The sequence below is a fragment of the Pseudoteredinibacter isoporae genome (assembly GCF_011602085.1).
GTDB classification, from domain to species: domain Bacteria; phylum Pseudomonadota; class Gammaproteobacteria; order Pseudomonadales; family Cellvibrionaceae; genus Pseudoteredinibacter; species Pseudoteredinibacter isoporae.
Genome location: NZ_JAAONY010000004.1, coordinates 144966 through 166485 on the forward strand (window position 1 = coordinate 144966; position 21520 = coordinate 166485).

The window sequence follows — 21520 nt, forward strand, 5'->3', positions numbered from 1 at the left end:
TTGTGGCATCTATAATCGCGTGCCTGCTTCGAATCACATTAGCCTTATAAGAAATGTGGATGTTATGAGCGAGTTAAAGCGTTGCTTCCGAAATTACCCTCCTGAAGCGCTGGATTTAGATCAGTGGCAAACAACGGTAGATCTGATCTCTCGAATCTACGGTACCGCCTGCGGTGCTATTGTTCAGTTTAATGGCGATGAATTTACTGCGCTTTCAAGCAGCAGTAACGACGATAACTTTATCGGCCCTGGCGATACCTGGGCTTGGGAAGTAAAAAGTTTCTGTCGCCGGGTGGTTGAAACCCGCAATCAGCTATATGTGAATAATGCGGTGGGACAGAAAGAATGGTCTGATGCGCCTCCGGTGTGCAGTGGGCCAGTGCGCTCTTATCTGGGCTTCCCCATTTTCTGGCCTGACGGTGAAATCTTCGGAACCATCTGTTCAATTGACACCAAAGCCACCGAATATGAAGAAAGCTTTGTTGATCTGATGGCTCAACTGAGAGATCTGGTCAGTGGTGAGCTTCAGCACCTTTGGGATATTGAAAAGCTGCAACAAGTGGCGATAACCGATTCCCTGACCGGCTTATACAATGTTCGGGGTATTAGAAGCCTTGGCCAGCAGCGCATTAATGATCAGCAACGGTTTGGTCTTGAACTGGGCTTGATTTACTTTGATGTCGATAATCTTAAATTGCTCAATGATAACTTCGGTCACCACAAAGGTGACGAATGTCTGGTTGCGGTTTCAGACGCGTTGAAAAACAGTTTTCGAAAGACCGATATTATCGCCCGGGTCGGTGGTGACGAGTTCGTGGTGATTGCTTTGTGTCAGGCCGGATCAGAATCTGAACTCAGGCAGAGTTGCCACGATGCCTGCGAGGCTTTTCAACGTGAGTTTTCCCATCAGTATGTGGGCATCAATCTCGATGTGAGTTTTGGTTTGAAGTGTTTTTCAAAGGTAGATTCTTCAGACTTGGATACCATGATCACTGAGGTTGACAGCCTGATGTATCAGGAGAAAAAGAACAGAGCCGTGAACGAGTAAACTCAGCTTTTCGGGTTGAGTCGTTTGGCGCTGATGTAGCTTGAAACTTCGGTGGCGGGGAGGGGTTTACAATAGTGAAATCCCTGAACATTGTTACAGCCATTTTGCAATAAAAAGCTTTCTTGATTTTCAGTTTCTACGCCTTCAGCAATCACATCCAGACTGAGCCTTTCTGACATGGCAATAATGGCTTCCGTGATCGCATTGTCATCGCCATTATTCCCGATGTCGTTAATAAATGACTTGTCGATTTTCAGTTTATGAATAGGTAACTTCTTCAAATAGCTGAGTGACGAATAGCCTGTGCCAAAATCATCGATAGCGATTGTTGCCCCAAGCTTTTTCAGCTGATGGAGTTGTTGTACGGCGAACTCAGGGTTTTCCAAGAGCATGCTTTCAGTAATCTCAAGCTCCAGATGAGAGGCACCGAGTTCGCTTTCATCCAGAATGGTCTTTACCAACTCAGGGAAGTTGCCTTTCTGCAGCTGCCGGTTGGAAACATTGACAGCCAGTGTTTGAATGGTAAGACCGCCTGCTTGCCATCGCTTAAACTGAGCGCAAGCTTCTCGTAATACCCAGGTCCCAATATCCTCAATAAGACCAATTTCTTCAGCCAGTGGAATAAACTTATCGGGAGAAACCGGGCCAAGTTTTGGGTGAAACCACCGTAAAAGGGCCTCGACAGCGACAACTCTTCCCTGTTTGATATCGATTTGTGGCTGGTAGTGGATATGCAGTTCATTGTTGCTGATTGCATCGTGTAAGTCCGCTTCAAGGGACATACGCTCAATGGCATTCTTGGTCAATTCCTCAGTATAAAACTGGAAGTTCATTTTGCCCGAGGATTTGGCTCGATACATGGCCGCATCGGCGTTGCGAATCAACGTGGATTTATCTTCGCCATCGTTGGGGTAAACGGCAACCCCCATGCTGGCGGAAACCCGAACGTTCTGGTCGCCGATGGTCACCTTTGAGTTGATTTTGTTGAGCAGTTTTTCAGCGACATAGCCAACGTTTTCCGGGTTTTCAATATCACCCAGTACCAGCAGGAATTCGTCGCCGCCAATGCGTGCAACGGTATCGTCGGCTCGAACCGTTTCACTCAGTATTTCGGCCACCTGTTTCAACAACTTGTCACCCACGGCATGCCCCATGCCATCGTTGACGAATTTGAAGTTGTCCAAGTCCACAAAGATTACCGCCACATGTCGATTACGACGGAGCGCGTACCTCATTGCTTGTTCCAATCGTTCGTTGAGCAAAAGGCGATTGGGCAAGCCTGTCAGAGTATCGTGGTGGGCAAGCTGATAAAGCATCTCCTCAGACTTCTTGATTTGACTGATATCGGTCATCAAGCCCACGTAGTGGGTCAGCTCGTCACCATCATAAACACAGCTAATGGTTAGCCAGCTGGGGCGTTTGCTTCGATCTTTATGATGATTCCATATCTCGCCCTGCCACTGTTTGAAGTTCTTCAGGCCGGACCAAACACTGCTATAGCTGGAGCGATGTTTCTTTTCCGATGAGAACATCTCCGGTCGGGACCCGACAACTTCTGACTTCTTGAAACCCAGGATTTTTTCAAACGCATTATTGACGTCCATGATGACGCCTTGCTTGTTGAGAATCATCACTCCCTCAGCTGAGTTCTCATAGACACTGGCGACCAGCCTCAGGCGTTCATCCAAAAGGCGGCGTTCGGTTATATCAAACTCCGAGCCCGCCATGCGAAGCACATTACCTTCGGAATCAAATTCGGCAACGCCGCGATCAGCCACCCATTTCACATCACCGTTTTTACAAATGATGCGATAATCTTCCTGGAACACCTCCGTTTTACCTTCGAAGTGGTCTTGTACAGCTTGCAGGATTCTGGGAGCGTCGTCGGGATGGATGCCTTTGATCCACTCTTCTTGGGAGTCCGATATTTCATCCTGCCGGTATCCCCTTAGCTCGCACCAGTTTTTGGAAAAGTAGACATTTTTCTCTACGACATTCCAATCCCATATGGCTCCGTAGGAACCTTGCACCACCAATTCGTAACGCAAAAGGGTTTCTTTCAGCTTTTTGTCAATTCGCCGTTGTTCAGTCATATCTGTCAAACTGACGGGGACAAGGTAGAATTCACGATCACCTTTGGGTATTTGAATTTTTAGCTCAACAATAATAATTTCGCCTTCGGCATTCACAAAATTGAATTCTGATTTGAAAGAATCATCGGAATTCCAGAAGGCGGCAATCTCCTTTTTGAAAACGGCAATGGCACCCGGACCTAGGAGGTTTTTGGATATACCATCGAATGCCTCTTCACTGTCAACTTTGAACAATTTCAAGCAAGCTCGATTGATTTTGACGATGGGCATTCTTACCAGCAGCTCATAGATTTCCCGGCTATTGTTCGCCAGGTACTCCTCAATATCCTGAACACCCTGCTTTCTCAGGTCCTTTAAATAATCGTTCAACTCACTGAGATCTTCACACCACATTGGGGTTTCAGAGTTTTCAAACAATAAGCTTTTGTTCTTCAGGCGTTGCAGAGTGCAGGCATTTTTCTCAAACTCATTGGCCAGCAGCGAGAAATAGAAAACGTCGGTTTCATCGAATGTTGATTCGGGGTCGGCATAATTGATCCCCAGCAACATGGGCTCACCCGTTTTGATCTCGATCTTGGTCATGATCTGTTGGGAGGGGCCGGAAAAATCTTGACTTGGAATGCCAATGGCAGAAGGGGTGATGTACTGGGAGGAAAAGCAAGCCCCAACATACTTGGATAAGCGCTCAGAATTCGGGATAACTTCAGCGAGCGGCACATCTCGTATATTGATGTCGGCCCCGGGGTGGGGAGATACGAGGTAAGAGCGTACCAGTCTCACGTCATCACAAAAAGGCGTAATGAGCCAAGCGTAATCAACGTCTGAGTATGAGCCAATGATTTCCAAGGCCTGCTTGAAATACTCATCGGCATCGGAAGCATTCACAAAAGCCTGATACATAAGCTGAATTGCTTGAGAATTAAAAATTTCCCTTTGCTTATTTAGCTTTAGCTCATTTAGCTCGTGTTCCAGCTCTTTTATGTACTCATCTGAAACTGTATTTTTAGGACTTTCTATTAACAAAACACATCTTCCACGTCAGATTTGTTAAATAGCCACTTTTTATAGGTATTTATAGCTGCGATTTGAAGCAAGCCAGTGTTAATTTCGTTGGCGATAATGGAGTATAGATATAACTTGGCAATTGCGCTAATTGGCGAGTCCGGATAAGCAAAATTGATCATTTACCCCTAAGAAGAAGGGTTTTTCTTCATTCAATCTTGTTTAAGAGAAAGTGGACGGTGTTCTAGTCTAGAGAATCAGTCTTAATATGAGGGTAAAGGCGTGACCAATTATTCTAGGACAGTTTATAGGGGAATTAATTTCATTTATGTTTATCAGAGTTACGGATATGAGGACCGGCGCATGTTTTATCCTCACTGAGCTTGTCTGTATTAAAACTGCTTGATAAAAGTAGTTTCGCGTATTTACTTTACAAGGAATGAAATATGGGAATCTTAATGAAAATGCGCGAAAACCGCGCGATTAAGAGTATAGCCAGAAACCTGCCTCCATTTTTAGTTTCAGGGTATGGGGGCCATGAAGTCTACACACCCGGCCAGGTTGCAAAGGCCATGGAAGAAATAGGTTGTGATACAAGCTTTATTGATTACGCCTATGCGATGTTTTGTTCCGAAGAAGATTTTGAGACAGTCAGTGAGGGGGATTACCAATCTCTTCAATCCGAATTTAATGAAGTCTGTTCTGAGGGCGGAGGTTTGTTTTCCTCATCTGATGCGTCAATAGGTGATGCTGGCGGTGATTCAGGTGGTGGGGATTAGTCAAATCAGTCAGAATGCTACCTTACGGAAATTCTTACAGGGTTCTGGTGTGAATGGGCTCCTATCCAATTATCTGGAGTCCTCCAAATTAGGCGTGTTAAGCTTTTGATCAACTATGTTTAGAAGAAAATGCCCAGAATGCGGAATGAAAAGTATAAAAATTCCGCTCCTGAATTACGATTTTATATGCTATGACTGCATATCCAGATTCAAATTGAGAAAGTGGGTTAAAACGGTTGAACATTCCATTGTATGCATTATTGGGGCTTTCGCTGTTATCGTAGGTATATACACTGAGAGTTGGCTGGTTTTTTTATTTTTAATGTTTGGCGTACCGGTTATTGCGGATCAGGTGGTGAGATTTAAAGGGCCTCTTGTTTTAGGAGGTGTTAAAGCTAGAGTTCGGGATAAAAGAACTACAGAATATAAAAACTAAAACAGGGCTTCTAAAGGCCCTGTTTTCAAGAGCCATAAGTGCATTTCTGTAAATTTCGATCCCTTCACATACTATCTTGCAAAACAAGCGTTAATCCACGCACCAATATCTTGAATCTGCTCCATTACAACCTGATGCTCCATCGGGTAGGTTTTCCACTGGGTTGAATAGCCCAAGGTATTTAGCGTTTCAACCGCTTGTTCACCCAGGTTTACGGCCACCACTGGGTCTCGGGTACCGTGACTGGCAAAGAAAGGGGTATTCTGGTTGGCTTCACTGCGCTCCTCCGGCAGCTGCTCCGCAAACAGCATATAGGTCGACATGGTTAACACCCCGGCAAGTTTGTGCTGGGTGCGCAGGGCTGCGTAGTAACTGATGGCTCCGCCTTGGGAGAAACCTGCCAAAATAATATTTTCGGCAGGTATGCCTTGTGCGATTTGCTCTTCTATCAGTTTCTCTACAGCGGCATACGATTCTTCAACGCCCGCCCGATCCTGCTTTTCTTCGATGCTCATACCTTTGATGTCGTACCAACCCGGCATCCTCATGCCACCATTGATCGTAATCGGGCGGTCAGGTGCCTGAGGGAACACAAAGCGAATGGCGGGGGTGGGGTTTAAACCCAGATGCGGAACAACCGGTGGAAAATCATCGCATGAAGCGCCTAGCCCATGCAGCCAAATAATGGCATGGCTGGGAGTGCCGGTTCCGTGGGTCAATTCAATGGCCATAAAATCAATATCCTGTTCAGTTCTTGTTGCTACAGAGCATTACAGCGTATGCCTGTACATCTTGAATGACTCGAGCCTGTTAGCGGATTTAACCTTCTTAACGGGCTCACTTCACACACCCGTTTTTATAAATCCGGGTGTAAATATTTTTGGCTAGTATAAGCGTTGAGAGACCTCGTATTCAAAGCTGATCGGCGGGCTCGATTGACCATAGTCTTTCGACGGGCTGAAAACAAAAAATCCGATGTTATTGCTAACATCGGATTTTTATTACAAGACGTTTTCTTTCGTTTATTTAGAGAAAGTAGACCAAGCCTAGTCCATATACTCCTCAATACTCGGGCAGGAACACACCAGGTTCCGATCCCCGTACACGTTGTCGATACGATTCACCGTTGGCCATACTTTGTGTTGTTTCAACCACGAGGCAGGGCGGGCGGCGATTTCTCGGCTGTAAGGGCGATCCCACTCATCGCTCATCACATCGTCTTGAGTGTGCGGGGCGTTGTGCAGTGGGTTGTTGTCTTTTGGATACTCGCCGGATTCTACTTGGGCGATTTCCTTACGGATGGTCACCATGGCTTCGATAAAGCGATCCAGTTCTTCTTTGGATTCGGATTCCGTTGGCTCGATCATCAGGGTGCCGGCAACCGGGAAGCTCATGGTTGGGGCGTGATAACCGAAGTCGTTCAAGCGCTTGGCGATATCTTCTTCGGTGATGCCGCTGGCTTCTTTTAATGGACGCAAATCCAACAGGCATTCGTGCGCGACAAAACCATTTTTGCCTTTAAACAAAATCGGGTAGTGCTCGCCCAGTTTTTTGGCCATGTAGTTGGCGTTCAACATCGCGAACTGGCTGGCTTGTTTCATGCCCTGGCGGCCCATCATCTTAATGTACATATACGAGATTGGCAGAATGGAGGCGCTGCCCCAAGGTGCGGCAGAAACGACGCCGTTGCTGACGTCGGTTTCAGGTACAGGCTGTACCGGGTGACCCGCAACGAACGGAGCCAGATGCTCTTTAACACCGATGGGACCCATGCCCGGGCCACCACCACCGTGAGGAATACAGAAGGTTTTGTGCAGGTTCAAGTGAGATACATCACCACCGAAGCTGCCTGGGCCAGCGATGCCCACCAGGGCATTCATATTGGCGCCATCGACATACACCTGACCGCCAACGGAGTGAATCAGATCGCACAATTCTACGATCTCTTCTTCAAATACACCGTGGGTAGATGGGTAGGTCACCATAATGCAGGAAATGCGCTGACCGTATTCTTCAACCTTCGCGCGGATGTCATCCATGCAAACGTTACCGTTGGCATCGCATTTGGTCACAACCACTTTCATGCCGGCCATTTGTGCCGAAGCCGGGTTGGTGCCGTGTGCTGAGGATGGAATCAAGCAAATGTCGCGATCGAATTCGCCTTTGCTGTGGTGGTACTTTTTGATTGCCAGTAGGCCAGCGTATTCGCCCTGGGCACCTGAGTTAGGTTGTAAGCTTACCGCATCGTAACCGGTACATTCCTGCAACATTTTTTGCAGTTCAGTAAACAGCTGCTTGTAACCTTCAGCTTGATCAATCGGTGCGAAGGGGTGAATGCGACCGAACTCAGGCCAGGTGACTGGGATCATTTCAGAGGTGGCGTTCAGCTTCATGGTACAGCTGCCCAGTGGAATCATGGAATGATTCAGGGCAATGTCTTTGCTTTCCAAGCGCTTCAGGTAGCGCAGCATTTCGGTTTCGCTGTGATAGCGATTGAAAACCGGGTGGCTCAGGATATCGTCGGTGCGCAACAGTTCGGCAGGAATACCTTCGCTGGTGGCCAGCTCGGCTTCAATTGTTGTGGCGTCGATAGCCTGGCCGGTAATCACTTCCAGCAGCTCGCTGACGTCGTCCAGTTTGGTGGTTTCGTTCAAGCTGAGGGTAATGTGCTCTTCACCCAGCTGACGCAAATTGATTTCTTTGGCGGTGGCGCGCGCCAGAATGTCGGCGGTGCTGTCGCTTTCAATCGCCAGAGTATCGAAGAAGGTGTTGTGAACCAGTTTTACGCCAGCTTGCTCCAGACCTTGAGCCAATACAGCCGTTAAACGGTGAATACGGTGAGCGATGCGACGCAGGCCATCCGGCCCGTGGTAAACGGCGTAGAAAGAGCTCATTAATGCCAGCAATACCTGGGAGGTACAGATGTTGGAGTTGGCTTTCTCGCGGCGGATATGCTGCTCGCGCGTTTGCATGGCCATGCGATACGCCTGCTTGCCGCGGGCATCGATGGAAACACCGATAATACGACCCGGTGCAGAACGCTTGTACTTTTCACGGAAGGCGAAGAAAGCCGCGTGTGGACCACCAAAACCCATCGGCACACCAAAACGCTGATTGGTGCCTACGACAACATCTGCACCCATGCTGCCCGGGGATTTCAGGAGGATGAGGCTCATGATGTCGGCGGCAACAGTCACCAGCGCATCCGCAGCGTGGGCCTGATCAATGATGGCCGTCAGGTCTTTGATTTCACCGCTGGTGCCCGGGTATTGCAGTAGCACGCCGAAATATTCCAGGCCTTCCAGATCGGTTTCCGGGTTGCCGATTTTGATGTCAAAACCAAAGTGCTCAGCGCGGGTTTCAATAACGGCAATAGTTTGTGGATGTGTGGCGGCATCAATAAAGAAGGTATTGGATTTGTTCTTCTTCATTTGGCGCTTACACATGGCCATGGCTTCGGCGGCAGCGGTACCTTCATCCAGCATCGAGGCGTTGGCGATCTCCATGCCGGTGAGATCCATAGCCATCTGCTGGAAGTTGATCAAACCTTCCAGGCGACCTTGTGCGATTTCTGGCTGGTAGGGGGTATAGGCGGTGTACCAGCCCGGGTTTTCCAGCACATTGCGCAGAATGACGTTCGGTACATAGGTGTCGTGGTAGCCCATGCCGATGTAGCTTTTGAAAACCTTGTTTTTCTGGGCGATCTCGCGGATTTCCGCCAGGGCGGTTTGCTCGCTCACCGCTTCAGCCAAGTCCAGCTCATCTTTCTTCAAGATGCCGTTGGGTACGGTTTTCTCAATCAGCTCTTCAACGGTGTTAACACCCAGTTCGGCCAACATAGCCTCAACTTGGGCGGAGTTTGGGCCAATATGGCGGCTGATAAATTCATCGTTATGGGCCAGGGTCTGATACGGTGTAACGGACATAGACATACCTTTGTACGGCCGCTTCAGCGGCAAAAGCTTTCTTGGAAAGATCTTGCAGCAAGCAGCAATTCTCGCCCAGGCCAGTACTGGCGGGCGTTTGGGTGCATGGGGCCAAAATGGCGATTAAAAAGTGGCGCAATTTTAGCAAACGGGTTTCCTATAGGGCAATGGAAATTTCCTATAGGAAACAGCTTGTACAAGAAGCGGGCAGGGTACACACTTTGACTATTTAGATGCCAGTCAAATATCGACATAGCCCTCGGGAATACTAATAATTGCTTAAGCTATAGTCACACCGGGCGATACATTCTAAAGCCTCTGAAAAATCAGAGATTTAAAGGCTCAGAAAGCAACTGAGCCGCCAGCATTTGCCATTGGAGGGTGTTAGAACCAGGGTGATTGCGGATTTTGGAAAAAGATATGGCCCTTAGACAAAACCTGTGCGGTATGCCTCGATCTGGCTTGGTCAGATGGCTGCTTTGCGCCTGTGTTTTGTGCTTTTCCATCGTGAGCCAAGGGGCGGAAGATGGAATGCTGATGGGTAGCGTTTCCCCGGCATCGAGTAACAGCTCCAATCTTGATGTGGTCGAACTGCCTGAAACCACCGCCGCGATGTCCCATCAATTCCTCGATTTGGGGCTGCGCGAAGCGTCGACCTTATTGGTCGGAGCCGTGGTTGCCTCCATTGCCTTGTTGGTTTCTGTACTGGTTCTGGCTTTTATTAACCTGCGCACTCGTGGGCAATGGCTGTCACTGGCGTTTATCCTGACAACATTGCTGGGGTTGGAGCTGTGGCTGGAAAGCTACATCAGCTATCGCCATGAGCAGGATGATCGAGCCCATATTGCCCGACGCCTGAGCATGGTTCGGGCCAACCTTGAAAGTATCCTCAATAATAATCTCTCGCTGATTAAAGGTATGGGTATTGCCATTGCCGCGAACCCCGATCTGAGCAAGCGCGAGTTCAATCTGTACGCCCGGGAAATTTTGCGCACAGAAACTCTCCTGTTGAATTTTGCCGCTGCCCCCGATTACGTTGTTAAGTACGTTTATCCGGAAAAGGGCAATGAAGCGGTCATCGGCTTGGAGTATATGTCGACGCCCGGTCAGCGTGAGGATGTGCTGCGAGTCAAAAACATGCGCCGGATGTTGGTGGCGGGGCCGGTCAATATCGTGCAGGGGGGTTGGGCCTTTATTGGTCGAGCACCGGTTTACTACGCGGATCCAGTTACCGGTGATGAGATGTTCTGGGGCATTATCTCTTCACCGATGATCGTGGATGAAGTCTATAAAGCCGCAGGTGTTCATGACTTAGCCAAGGACCAGGGCATTGCAATTCGCAAAAAAGGTTTGAACGGCGAAAAGCGTTCGGTGTTTTTTGGTGATGATCAGGTGTTTGAACAAAACCCTGTGATCAGCGAAATGTTGATCGGCGCAGAAATGTGGCAGTTGGCCTCGATACCCAATAAACAACCGGATGGATTGGCATCAGCGTTAAACGGTTTACGCCTTGGTTTTTTATTGTTGTTATTGGCGGGTGCATTTTTTCTTCATGTGCGCATTCGCCAGGGCAATGAACGAAAAAAACTCATATCGGCGTTGCGTTATCGTGAGCGTATGTTGGCCCAAGTTGGGCGCATTGCCAGCGTTGGCGGTTTTGAATATGAGGTTGATAGGGGTTTTATCTATTGGTCCCGGGAAGTGTTCAAAATTTTGGGGGTGCCGTTCAGCCGTGGGCCGCTCCATGATGTTGATTTTATACAATTGATCGAGCCTGCCTGCCGTGAAAAAGTCAGGGATGCGCTCCATACCTTGTCTGAATCAGCCAGCGAAACCTCATTGGAACTCGAACTGCAACTGGATGATGGACGTCACAAATGGGTCGCGATACAGGCCTATTCAGAAATCAGTGATGAAGGCCATGTGAAAATCAAAGGTGCTATTCAAAATATTACCGAGCGCAAAAAATCCGAGCTGACGATTTTGCGTCAGGCGAACTACGATACCTTAACCCAGTTACCAAACCGCAGTCTGTTTGATAATCGTTTGATTTCAGCGGTGGCGAGTGCCAATCGCAGTGGTGAAAAGTTCGCCTTGCTGTTTATTGATCTGGATCGATTTAAATCGGTAAACGATTCTCTGGGGCACGCGGTTGGGGATCAATTGCTGCAAACTGTAGCTGAACGCTTAAGCACCTGTACCCGTGAGTCGGATACATTGTCTCGCCGAAGTGGCGATGAATTTACGTTAATTGCCACGCAAATAAAAAGCGCTAAATGTGTTGAAACCGTCGCGCGTAAAATTATTGAAGAGCTGAAGCTGCCCATTTGTATCAGCGGGAATCAGATTTATGTCACCGCCAGTATCGGTATCACCTTGTTCCCGGATGATGCCAGCAACGCTGAAACCCTGCTGAAAAATGCGGACCAAGCGATGTATGCAGCAAAAGAACTGGGTCGAAACCGTTTCCGTTTTTATACGACCATGATGCAAAACGATGCCGATGAGCGCCTGCGTATGCACATGGATTTGATCGATGCCATCGAGCACAAACAGTTGAAAGTGTTCTATCAACCTATTTTGGATCTGAAAAGTGGCGACGTCTGTGAGGTAGAGGCGCTGCTGCGTTGGCAGCATCCGAAGCAGGGCTTTATCCCGCCGGATAAATTTATTCCCTTAGCCGAAGATGTGGGTTTGATCTCCCAGCTGGGCGAGATCTCGATGAAAACCGCTATCGCGGATATTCTCGAGGTGAATAAAGATTTTGGCCTGAATATTGGCCTGTCGTTGAACAAATCTTACCGGGAGTTTTTCGGCTCTGTGGATGATGGCGATGAGCCCTGGCTGAATACCTTATTGTCGCCTGCGGAGCGCCCGCCTATAACCATTGAAATTACCGAATCCATTCTGATGGAAGATGATCAGGTTTATCAAATTCTCGACAAACTGCGCAAAGCAGGAATCAAGATCGCCATCGACGATTTTGGTACGGGGTATTCCTCCTTGAGTTATCTGAGACGCTTTCCGGTGGATTGGCTCAAGATTGACCGTTCCTTCGTTCGTGATATTGAGGACGATCACGAGGATCTGGCCTTGGTGGAAAGTATTCTTGCAATGGCTCATAAGTTGAGCCTGGCTGTAGTGGCTGAAGGCTTGGAAACCGAAGAGCAGCTGCGGTTATTGCAAATGCATCAGTGCGACATGGCCCAGGGCTTTTTCCTGGCCCGCCCCATGCCGCTGGCGGATTTCAGGCATTGGCTGAGAGAGCGCAATGCGCCGGCCAGAATCGCGGGCGACCGCTAATCGCACCCACTTTAGTGGGGAATATCGCAATCTATCGAAGTTCATCCCTGCCCAAGTTATAATCGCCGCCTATTCATAAAACAGCAGGTGCAACAGTGAGTGTAGAAAGCGGTGATGTTTCGGTGTTGGCCGTGGCCCGTAAGGACGATGATAAATTCGTAGAGCCTTTACAACTGGGCAAGCGCCTGAAGGAAATCCGTCTTGCTAACAGCCTTACACTGGAAGAAGCCAGTAATCTCACCGGCCTGGCGCGCTCCACTTTATCAAAGATTGAAAACGAGCAAATTTCTCCGACCTTCCAGGCGGTTCAAAAGCTAACCAAGGGCCTGGGTATCGATATTCCTCAACTGTTTGTGCCGCCTGCTGATGGCCCGGAAGCCAATGGTCGTCGTGATGTCACCCGTAAAGACGAGGGCAGGGCACATCCCACCAGCACCTATGAACATGAGCTGCTGGCCTCGGATATCAGTCACAAGAAGATGGTACCCTTTAAGTGCACCGTGCGTGCGCGATCCTTTGATGATTTTGAAGATTGGGTGCGCCATGAAGGGGAAGAGTTTTTGCTGGTACTGTCCGGGCAAGTGGCGGTGCATACTGAATTTTATGAGCCCGTTGAACTCGAAGAAGGCGACAGTATGTACTACGACGCCAAAATGGGGCATTGCCTGGTGTCATTGAGTGAAGATGATGCTCAGGTATTGTGGGTTACGACTCGCTAGGCTTGTTTGCTTTTGGCAGCACGTCAAATCTGGCAGAGCAATATTCAGAATAATATCCAGAGCAATACATTGGTATCTAACACAAAAAGATAAGAGGAGCGGGCATGGGGCCGTTTAGTATCGTTTTACTTGTTAGCCTTGTTTTTGGTTTGATCATCGGTTGGCGAAGCGGCTGGCTGGCCACCTTGATTCGACTGCTCTCTTTTGTGGGAGCCTACGTTTTACTCTATCTCTATCTGAAGCCCCTCGCAGCCTATCTGCAACAAAGTTTTGAGCTGAGCTATCTGCTCAGTTATTTATCCGCTGGCGGTGGCATTTTGGTGTTGGGAGGCTTGGCCGTTTCTCTGGCTCTTCGTTTACTGTTTGCGGTACTCAAATTATTTTTGCCATGGCGCCCGCCCGCCGACGAGGATGAACGCAGCGCAAAAAGCCCAATGGGTGCCATTCTTGGCGGCAGTTTAGCTGCCGTATTTGCCCTGTTCCTGATCTGGGCGATGTCATTGCTGTCGGTGCAGTTCCCTCAGATTCAGCCCAAGCCTGAGCAAACCTTTGATGTCAAACTTGCGAAAACCTCTCAAAACCTGATGGGTTCAATCAGTGCCCAGGTTTTACAGGTGGCGGGAGCCGAAAAGCAGGAACAGGCGATGGTAACGGCCATAATGCGGAACCCCGTTGCCAATGCCCAGCGTCTAAAAAGTATTGGCAGCAGTGATTCCTTCAGGCGATTGATGCAGGACCAAAACAGTTTGAACCTGATGCGCAGCGGCAATAGCAAGGCGCTGGTGAATGACAGAAAGTTTCAGGCGGTCATGCAGGAGCCCGCCATGAAGGCTCTGGTGGAAGACAGTGGTTTGAGCGCCAGTGAAGATCAGGAAGAATTGGCGACTACGGTTAGCAGTGCTTTTACTCGCATGGATCGATTGCGCAGAGATCCGAAAATTCAGAATATTTTGCGAGATCCGGAATTACAACGCCAGATTAAAAACAAGGATTACTTCGCCTTATTTTCCAACCCTAAATTTGCTGAAATTATGGAAGCCTTCCAAAATCCGGCACCACAAACGGAAGAGACCGACAGTGGTACCTCGGAAAACCGTTCTGGTGCTGTGGATGACAAGGAGCAGGCGGGCAGCGCAGATTACCCGGAAGCCAGCAGCAAGGTTTATCACTGGGTGGATGAGGAAGGCCGCCATCACTATTCCGATAAAGAACCGGAATAGGGTGGAAAGCGATTCTATGTTAATTATTCAGTTTTTAAGCGACGCTGGTAATTCATGATTGTGTTAATCAGCTCGCTGCGATCGAAATAGACTTCATTGCGAAATATCTTGCCATCGCGTAGATGCACCAGACACACACCATCAATTTCGACGGTTTGATCACCTACCGGCGCGCTCAGGTGCCAGTGATTGACAAAGCCATCCTGCATGGGGACGGCATAACGTTGGCTCCAAACCCAGTTTGGATTCTGGCCGAGTAACTTCTCAAAATGCGGTCGAATCTCCTGATGACCAACAGCGGGTTTGCTTAATCCACCATCCATATACCGAGCATCTTCGCTGTAAAAACTCAATAAATAGTCCGGGCGGTTGCCACTCCAGGCCGGATGCCAGCGTTCAGCGAATGCCTTGGCTTCTTCTTCGCTGTAACCTTTAATTTCCATGACGATCTCCTAGTTTTTAATGTGTTCACGACCTTGAATGCACATGAGGGTGGCGCTCATGGTTGCGATTAGACGTTCTTCGCCTTGCAGGAGCGCATAGGCTTCTCCCTGACTGAAATACAGCTGCCGTCCGGGGCGTAACACCTTTCCACGGAAGCGAAACTCCTCCCCTTGCGCCGGTGCGAGCAGGCTGGTCTTAAATTCTACGGTGAGAATACCGCTGTCTTCGGGCATGAGTGTGAAAGCGGCATAGCCACAAGCGCTGTCGAGTGCCGCTGTACTGATGCCTGCGTGAATAAAACCATGTTGTTGGCAGAGCTGCGTCTGGTAGGGCATTCCCAATTCGATCTCTCCCGATTTAATATGATGAATTTCGATGCCTAATGTACGCATGGCCGTTTGTTGGGCGAAGCTGTCCCGCAGCCGCTGAAAATCATCAGCTGCCGGATTTAGAGTTTGAGACATAGCGTTTTACCGATCGCTTAATAGATAAGTAATCCTAGCTCGGCATCAGGGTGTGGGGATTGAAGAAATCGGACAGTTTTATCCTGCCAGAGCCTGGCGAAATGCTTAGGCGTGAAATGTGTATGGTGCTTAAAATCGCGAATGCCATGGGCCTGATCACAGTAGGCATCGAAGCTGGATTCATTTTCTTGCAAACAGCTGTGCAGGCTTTGTTCTCGTCGGAGCTGTTGCATCAGGTTTTTAGGATTGGTGTGATACACCTTCTGACAAAGCCGTTGCAGGCTGCGCGGGTGAATATGGAGATGACTTGCCAGTTGTTCAACAGCTCCGGTATTGCCCAATGCTCGTTTGTACTCAATTAAACGGCGTTGGCGAGCTGGAATTTGATTGGCGGTAGTGTGTTCCAGGCGAGACAGAAACGCTTCAAAGTGCTCGTATAAGGCACCGCAGAACAGAGTGTCGTCCATTGATTTTGCGAAAGGGAATTGGGGCAGGGTGCGCAGCAGTGTTTGGGTTTCCGGCCAGCGTATGAGATCTTGGGCTTCGTACGGGCAGTGCTCCAATGTGATACCAAATAACTGGAGGGCTTTGGATGCTGTTCGAGCTTCGGTTGTCGGGGAAGCTCGGCGTAAATGAACGGTGCACTCTTGCTTGTGAATAAGGAATAAGAGTTGGGTGCGATGATTCGCAAACAGCCGGCCACTGGTTTCTTGTAGTTCGCCTCGGTCTCTGAAGTAAAACAGGCTTTCGAGGAACTTGAACTTGCTCTTTTGAAGCCTGAGTTCCAGATAAAGATTGCGATCAGAAGCCTTAGGGTTCTGACGAAACTTTCTGGTAGCGATAGCAGCCTTCGTCATCATAGTCTCTGCGGATCAGGCCTTGTTTCCAAAGATGATTTAAGTGGGCCAGAGCTTCCCCCATGGCCAGGCGAAATTGAATGCCCTTTAATTCACGCTTGTATATCACCTCAATGGTATCGACCGCTCGCAGGGGTTGCTCACAGGCTTCCAGCAAACCTTCCAGGTCTCGATGATGTCCCTGTTTTAACTGGTTCAAACGGCTGTGCAAACCATAGAACGGATCGCCGTGAGAAGGAAGAACTAAGCAGTCTTCGGGAAGGTCGAAGAACTTTTCCATGGATATCAGGTATTCACTCAGAGGTGACTGGTTAGGCTCCAGGGATTGTACGCTGATGTTGGGTGAAATTTTTGGCAGAATCTGATCGCCCGACAATAACATATTCAGTTCCGGGCAATATAGGCAAGCGTGCTCAGGCGAGTGGCCATGGCTGATAATGATTTTCCAGTGGCGACCACCAATGATCAGTTCCTGGGCTTCGCTTAAACGTTCATAGCTGATGGGCAAGGGGGCTGTGATCTTGGACAGACTGCCGGTATTCTTAATAAAGTCTTCCATCTGCTCTTCATTCAAACCACAGCGATGGTAAAACTGGATCAATTCCCAATTGTCTTCGCGATTATTGCCTTTAAACAAAGCTCGCGCAGTCAGGTACTCACGCTGGCTGATGTAAAAACTGGCGCGATATTTATCGCATAGCCAACCGGCCAGGCCGAGGTGGTCCGGATGCAGGTGGGTGGCGATTACACCAATCAGGGGTTTTTCCTGCATCATGCGATCGCAGATTTGCTGCCAGCAATCCCGGGTCTCCTGGCTGCCAATACCGGTATCGACGATGTACCAGCCTTTCTCATCTTGCAGCAGGTAAACATTGATATGCTTGGGGTGAAAGGGAACAGGCATTCGAATCCAGTAAACGCCAGTCGCCACCTCGGTTAAATCACCGGGTTCAGGTATCGCCAGTTCACTGTACTCAATGCTGTAATCGCTCATATCACTCTCTCGTTATCGGCCGGCCGGGCGCTTTTTTCTTTTGCTTTTGAATTCTGTTTCAGGGGTGTTTTTATGCCAGAAGCCCATTGCTTCGGTGTGCTGTCCAGATGTCTATTATAGGCCTCCAGACGTGTTTCTACCCCATTTAATTCTCTGGGAATATCCACTTGAATTGTAGTGGTTGTGCAGCTTGTGAACTCAGCGTAAAGCGGCTGGCTTTCGCTTGAGTTAAGCGACATAATTTCTACTTCTTAATACTAGGTGTTCCCGTTATTTGAACAATGGTAAAAAGGATCAAGCAATCTGTCTAAAAAGGACAATTGCGGCATTTTTAGACACAATTTAACAATGCCAGAGCTGAATAACCCTAAAAAGGAAAAGACGCGAATGATGAATTCCCTTAAACGCCTGTCAGTTTCGGCCCTCAGTGGCCTGAGTGCATTGGCTCTATCCCACGCGGTTTTTGCCGCCGAGAAAAGTCCCAACGCGGTATTTGTTGAACAATCCGTTGCCAAGCAGGCGTCACAAGCGACGGGCCTGGCTGATCAGCTCTGGTCCTGGGCAGAGATGGGCTATCAGGAACACAAAAGTTCTGCGGAAATGCAGCGCCTGTTGAAGCGTGCGGGTTTCAAAGTTGAAAAAGGCCTGGCGGGTACGGAGACGGCATTTGTGGCCAGCTATGGCAAAGGAGGCCCGGTTATAGGCATTCTCGCAGAAATGGATGCACTGCCCGGTTTCAGTCAAGCTGCTAAGCCCGAGAAGGTTGCGGAAGAGGGAATGAATTCTGGCCATGCTTGTGGTCATCACTTGTTTGGTGCGGGCTCCCTGACGGCTGCAATTGCTGTAAAGGAATGGCTGGTCGCGAATAAAGTCCCTGGTCAGATTCGTTTATACGGAACGCCGGCAGAAGAAGGTGGTTCGGGCAAAGTCTATATGGTCCGCGAAGGATTGTTTGATGACGTCGACATTATGTTGCACTGGCATCCCGCCAATAAAAACATCGCCCCGGTAGGAACGTCTCTGGCGAACAAGTCTGCCAAGTTTCGATTTCATGGCATCGCTTCTCACGCATCGGCGGCTCCCCAATACGGTCGTTCGGCCCTGGATGGGGTTGAGGCAATGAACATGATGGTGAATATGATGCGCGAACATATTCCCAGTAATGCACGTATTCATTACGTCATTACCAACGGTGGTGAGGCTCCCAATGTTGTGCCCGAGTTTGCCGAAGTTTTTTATTATGTTCGCAGCCCTGCGGCAGAAACGTTGGTGCCAATTTGGGATCGAGTTGAGGACATTGCCAAAGCGGCCGCTATGGGTACTGGCACCAAAGTAGAGTGGGAAGTGATTCACGGAAACCACAGTGTTTTGCCCAATGTTGCGTTGGCAGAGCTGATGCATAACAGTCTGGTGCAGTTTGGTGGCTTTAATTACAGCCCTGCCGAGCAGGAGTTTGCCGATAAAATTCGAGTGAGCCTGGGCGAGCGCGGAGAAAAAGCGATTGGAGATGAAGCCAGGATTTATCCATTCAGTAAAGCCATCAACTCTTCGGGTGGTTCTACCGATGTGGGTGATGTCAGTTGGGTTGTGCCGACAGTGGGTTTGCGTACGGCAACCTGGGTGCCGGGCACTTCCGCACACAGTTGGCAAGCGGTTGCGGCCGGTGGTACCAGTATTGGTCACAAAGGCATGTTGTTGGCGGCAAAAACCATGGCCACTACGATGATTGATCTTTACCAGAAACCCGAAGTCATCGCTGAAGCTAAGGCTGAGTTTGAAAAGCGTCGTGGTAAAGACTTTAAGTACGCGGCATTGCTGGGTGATCGCCTACCCCCATTGGATTATCGCGTGAAGAAATAGTCCTGCCTCAAGAGCATTGAGGGATAACGCGAGCAGCATTTATCTTAAAGCCACCAGATAAGGTGGCTTTTTTATTGCTGACAATGTATTTAATAGTGTTTTACTCGATGGCGCTTTGAGTCGGTTAAATATAGGTCGCATATTGGCTAAGGTATAGGAGCAACACCGTTATGGCCCCTAAGGAGCTTGGCAAACAATACGATCGAATTGCTCAGTGGTGGCATGAGCAGCATCAAAACTCTCAGTATGGTCTTGTCCAGTGTGAACGTGCGCTGCGCTTAGTTGCTGACCAAGAGGGCTTTTCAGGTGGCGCCGCATTGGATGTGGGCTGCGGTGCAGGCGGTCGTTTTGTTCGAATGCTGGAAGAAAAAGGGTTTGTTATTACCGGGCTGGATGTGTCTGCCGAAATGATCCGTTTGGCAAAAGAACAGCACCCGCAGCACCATTTCTATCATCAGGACATTTGTGATTGGCAGACAGAAGAACGATTTGACTTTATTCTTGCATGGGACAGTTTGTTTTGCTTGCCCTATGAGCAACAGTTACCGGTTTTGGAAAAACTCTGTGCCTGCTTAAATCCGGGCGGTATTTTTGTGTATACCTTTGGCGATGATGATGGCTGGCATACGGACACCTGGCTTGAGGATGAGTTCTATTACAGTTCTATTGGGATCGAAAGAAATATTCAATGCCTTTTGGGTCAGGGTATGGCCATTAAACATGTTGAACTGGATCAGTATCCGGAAAAACACGTTTATATAATAGCGAGTAAAATCTAGTTTCCAGGCATGTGGGGGCGAAGCCAGACCTTTGAATAAAAGCGGTAAAAAATCAGTACCGCTTTTACAATATAGTCGGCAATCAAAGCACCGAATATCCACTCGACCGATAAGCCTAAAAATTTAAACAACAGCGCGACAGCCATTCGCGTCAGCAGAAAACCACTGAAGGTTGATAGCAAAGGAAAGCGGGTATCGCCCGCTCCGCGTAGTGCCCCGCCCAGTGCGAAGTCGACGGCCATTAAGGGTTGTGAAATGCCCAGCATGAATAAAAATACGGCTGTGAGCCGAATCACCTCAGGGTCGTTCACCATAAAGCTGGCCAACGGTGTCGCAAAATATATGGTGAGGGCACCCATAATGGTCATGGTCAGAACGGCCCAAAACAGTGTGCGGTAACCAATGCCAATGGCACGGTCCGGATTGCCGGCCCCCAATTCCTGACCGACAAGCGCCGAGGCCGCAACGCCAAATCCTGCCCCAATGACAATCGTAATGGATAAAATGCCCAAGCCAACACCATAGGCTGCAAAAGCTTCGGTACTGTAAGTGGCAACGACCGTTAAAAATAAAAACAGCGCAATCTGGATGACCAGTTGTTCGGCGATGGCCGGGTAGGAAATATGCCAGAGTTTTTTTACGGCCTGCCAATCCTGTTTCAGGTTGCTGCTTTGGTAGGGCAGCTGCAAACAATGACGCCGCCATAGAATCCAGGTCAATATACTGCCAATAACGTAGGCGATGCCACCGCCTAATGCGGTACCTCGAATACCCAGTTCGGGAACATTCAAGAGTGGCCAACCATAGGTGAGGGCTGCGCAGAAAGGTAGAAACAGCGCGTTGCAAAAAGCTGTGATATACAGTGGCACCCAACCATCACCGGTTGCCCGCAAAGCGGACGTAATCAGCACAATAATCGCGAAGTTGGCGTTAAACGCGCTGGAGAAACGAACGTAGTCAATGGTCGCTTCCTTTGCAGGGCCTGTCAGTTGAAAAACATCGGCGAGCTGGGGCACCAGATACATAAAAATCAGGCTGGTGACGATACTCAAGGCAATACCGAGCTTAACGCTCAAGCTGGTCAACAGCGCGGCTTCTTGTGGCTTTTTTGCGCCCCAGGCATGGGCGATCAGGGCAGTGGCGCCCGCGCTCAATCCCATGATTCCCGCGTACACAATAAAGAATATTCGTGAGCCCGTGGTAACGGCGGCCACTTCAGCGGTGCCGAGTGTGGCAACAATTTTGATGACAGCCAGATTGACCAGATTGAAAATCAGAAAAAGAGAAATGCTCGGCAGCGCGAGGCCGAGGATGCTGGGGGGGTGTTGCTTTTCCCCGGTGTTATTGCCCTTTCGCTTGCTTTCACTGTTCGGCTGTTGCTGCGCTTGGCTGGCTTCGGCGTCCATGGAGATTTGGATATTCCGCTATGGTCAGCCGCTTGTTTCCGGATTTGCCTCGTTACCTTTTGTATTTATCTAGCGCGCGAGGGCGTTAAGACTGTGGAGGCGATTGTTCAGGATCAGAAGGGAGCGGCTCTGAAATTATCCGTTCAGTGTAACAGCCCCGCCGATTTTCTGAACAGGGCCATTGTGTCAT

15 protein-coding genes are annotated in these 21520 nt (G+C 49.1%); 7 read left to right on the top strand and 8 right to left on the bottom strand.

What is annotated here, in order from left to right:
* Nucleotides 1-64 precede the first annotated feature (64 nt).
* On the top strand, nt 65-1048 hold the full coding sequence (locus tag G8768_RS19425) for a sensor domain-containing diguanylate cyclase (protein ID WP_166843358.1): 984 nt from the start codon (nt 65-67) through the stop codon (nt 1046-1048).
* A 2-nt stretch (nt 1049-1050) separates the two neighbouring features.
* Here G8768_RS19425 and G8768_RS19430 read toward each other — a convergent pair whose 3' ends face one another.
* Nucleotides 1051-4041 carry a GGDEF and EAL domain-containing protein gene (locus tag G8768_RS19430; RefSeq protein ID WP_166843357.1) on the bottom strand — a complete coding sequence of 997 codons (2991 nt, stop codon included), beginning with the start codon at nt 4039-4041 and terminating at the stop codon, nt 1051-1053.
* A gap of 548 nt (nt 4042-4589) precedes the next feature.
* Here G8768_RS19430 and G8768_RS19435 point away from each other — a divergent pair.
* Nucleotides 4590-4922, top strand: a complete 333-nt coding sequence (locus G8768_RS19435) for a DUF6559 family protein (protein ID WP_166843356.1) — start codon at nt 4590-4592, stop codon at nt 4920-4922.
* Nucleotides 4923-5429: 507 nt separating this feature from the next.
* Here G8768_RS19435 and G8768_RS19440 read toward each other — a convergent pair.
* Together G8768_RS19440 and gcvP are read right to left on the bottom strand one after the other, a co-directional pair.
* The gene (locus tag G8768_RS19440; protein WP_166843355.1) at nt 5430-6089 is read right to left on the bottom strand and encodes an alpha/beta hydrolase; all 660 of its coding nucleotides are present in this window, start codon (nt 6087-6089) and stop codon (nt 5430-5432) included.
* Nucleotides 6090-6404: 315 nt separating this feature from the next.
* The gene (gene gcvP, locus G8768_RS19445) at nt 6405-9284 is read right to left on the bottom strand and encodes an aminomethyl-transferring glycine dehydrogenase (RefSeq protein WP_166843354.1); all 2880 of its coding nucleotides are present in this window, start codon (nt 9282-9284) and stop codon (nt 6405-6407) included.
* A 420-nt stretch (nt 9285-9704) separates the two neighbouring features.
* On the opposite strand from gcvP, the gene G8768_RS19450 reads away from it, so the two are divergent.
* The 3 genes from G8768_RS19450 (at nt 9705) to G8768_RS19460 (ending at nt 14526) form a co-directional block, all read left to right on the top strand.
* Complete coding sequence (locus G8768_RS19450) at nt 9705-12587, top strand: bifunctional diguanylate cyclase/phosphodiesterase (RefSeq protein ID WP_166843353.1); 2883 nt, start codon at nt 9705-9707, stop codon at nt 12585-12587.
* A 95-nt stretch (nt 12588-12682) separates the two neighbouring features.
* A complete protein-coding gene (locus tag G8768_RS19455; RefSeq protein ID WP_166843352.1) occupies nt 12683-13306 on the top strand; it encodes a helix-turn-helix domain-containing protein in 624 nt (207 codons plus the stop codon).
* A 104-nt stretch (nt 13307-13410) separates the two neighbouring features.
* A complete protein-coding gene (locus G8768_RS19460) occupies nt 13411-14526 on the top strand; it encodes a CvpA family protein (RefSeq protein WP_166843351.1) in 1116 nt (371 codons plus the stop codon).
* A 23-nt stretch (nt 14527-14549) separates the two neighbouring features.
* On the opposite strand, the gene G8768_RS19465 is transcribed toward G8768_RS19460, so the two are convergent.
* From G8768_RS19465 to G8768_RS19480, 4 genes are read right to left on the bottom strand one after another with little or no spacing between them, the layout of a single operon-like run.
* The gene (locus tag G8768_RS19465; protein WP_166843350.1) at nt 14550-14969 is read right to left on the bottom strand and encodes a nuclear transport factor 2 family protein; all 420 of its coding nucleotides are present in this window, start codon (nt 14967-14969) and stop codon (nt 14550-14552) included.
* 9 nt (nt 14970-14978) lie between these two features.
* Complete coding sequence (locus G8768_RS19470; protein ID WP_166843349.1) at nt 14979-15434, bottom strand: PaaI family thioesterase; 456 nt, start codon at nt 15432-15434, stop codon at nt 14979-14981.
* A gap of 17 nt (nt 15435-15451) precedes the next feature.
* Nucleotides 15452-16291 carry a helix-turn-helix transcriptional regulator gene (locus G8768_RS19475; protein ID WP_166843348.1) on the bottom strand — a complete coding sequence of 280 codons (840 nt, stop codon included), beginning with the start codon at nt 16289-16291 and terminating at the stop codon, nt 15452-15454.
* The gene (locus G8768_RS19480) at nt 16245-17285 is read right to left on the bottom strand and encodes an MBL fold metallo-hydrolase (RefSeq protein ID WP_166843347.1); all 1041 of its coding nucleotides are present in this window, start codon (nt 17283-17285) and stop codon (nt 16245-16247) included. The genes G8768_RS19475 and G8768_RS19480 overlap by 47 nt, the downstream gene beginning before the upstream one ends.
* 387 nt (nt 17286-17672) lie before the next feature.
* Between G8768_RS19480 and G8768_RS19485 the strand changes: the two genes are divergently transcribed.
* Nucleotides 17673-19145 carry an amidohydrolase gene (locus tag G8768_RS19485; protein ID WP_243749631.1) on the top strand — a complete coding sequence of 491 codons (1473 nt, stop codon included), beginning with the start codon at nt 17673-17675 and terminating at the stop codon, nt 19143-19145.
* A gap of 170 nt (nt 19146-19315) precedes the next feature.
* Complete coding sequence (locus G8768_RS19490) at nt 19316-19924, top strand: class I SAM-dependent methyltransferase (RefSeq protein WP_166843346.1); 609 nt, start codon at nt 19316-19318, stop codon at nt 19922-19924.
* Here the strand turns inward: G8768_RS19490 and G8768_RS19495 are convergent.
* Nucleotides 19921-21330: an MATE family efflux transporter gene (locus G8768_RS19495; protein WP_166843345.1), complete on the bottom strand. Its 1410-nt coding sequence runs from the start codon at nt 21328-21330 to the stop codon at nt 19921-19923. The two genes, G8768_RS19490 and G8768_RS19495, sit on opposite strands and share 4 nt — an antisense overlap.
* Nucleotides 21331-21520: the final 190 nt, after the last annotated feature.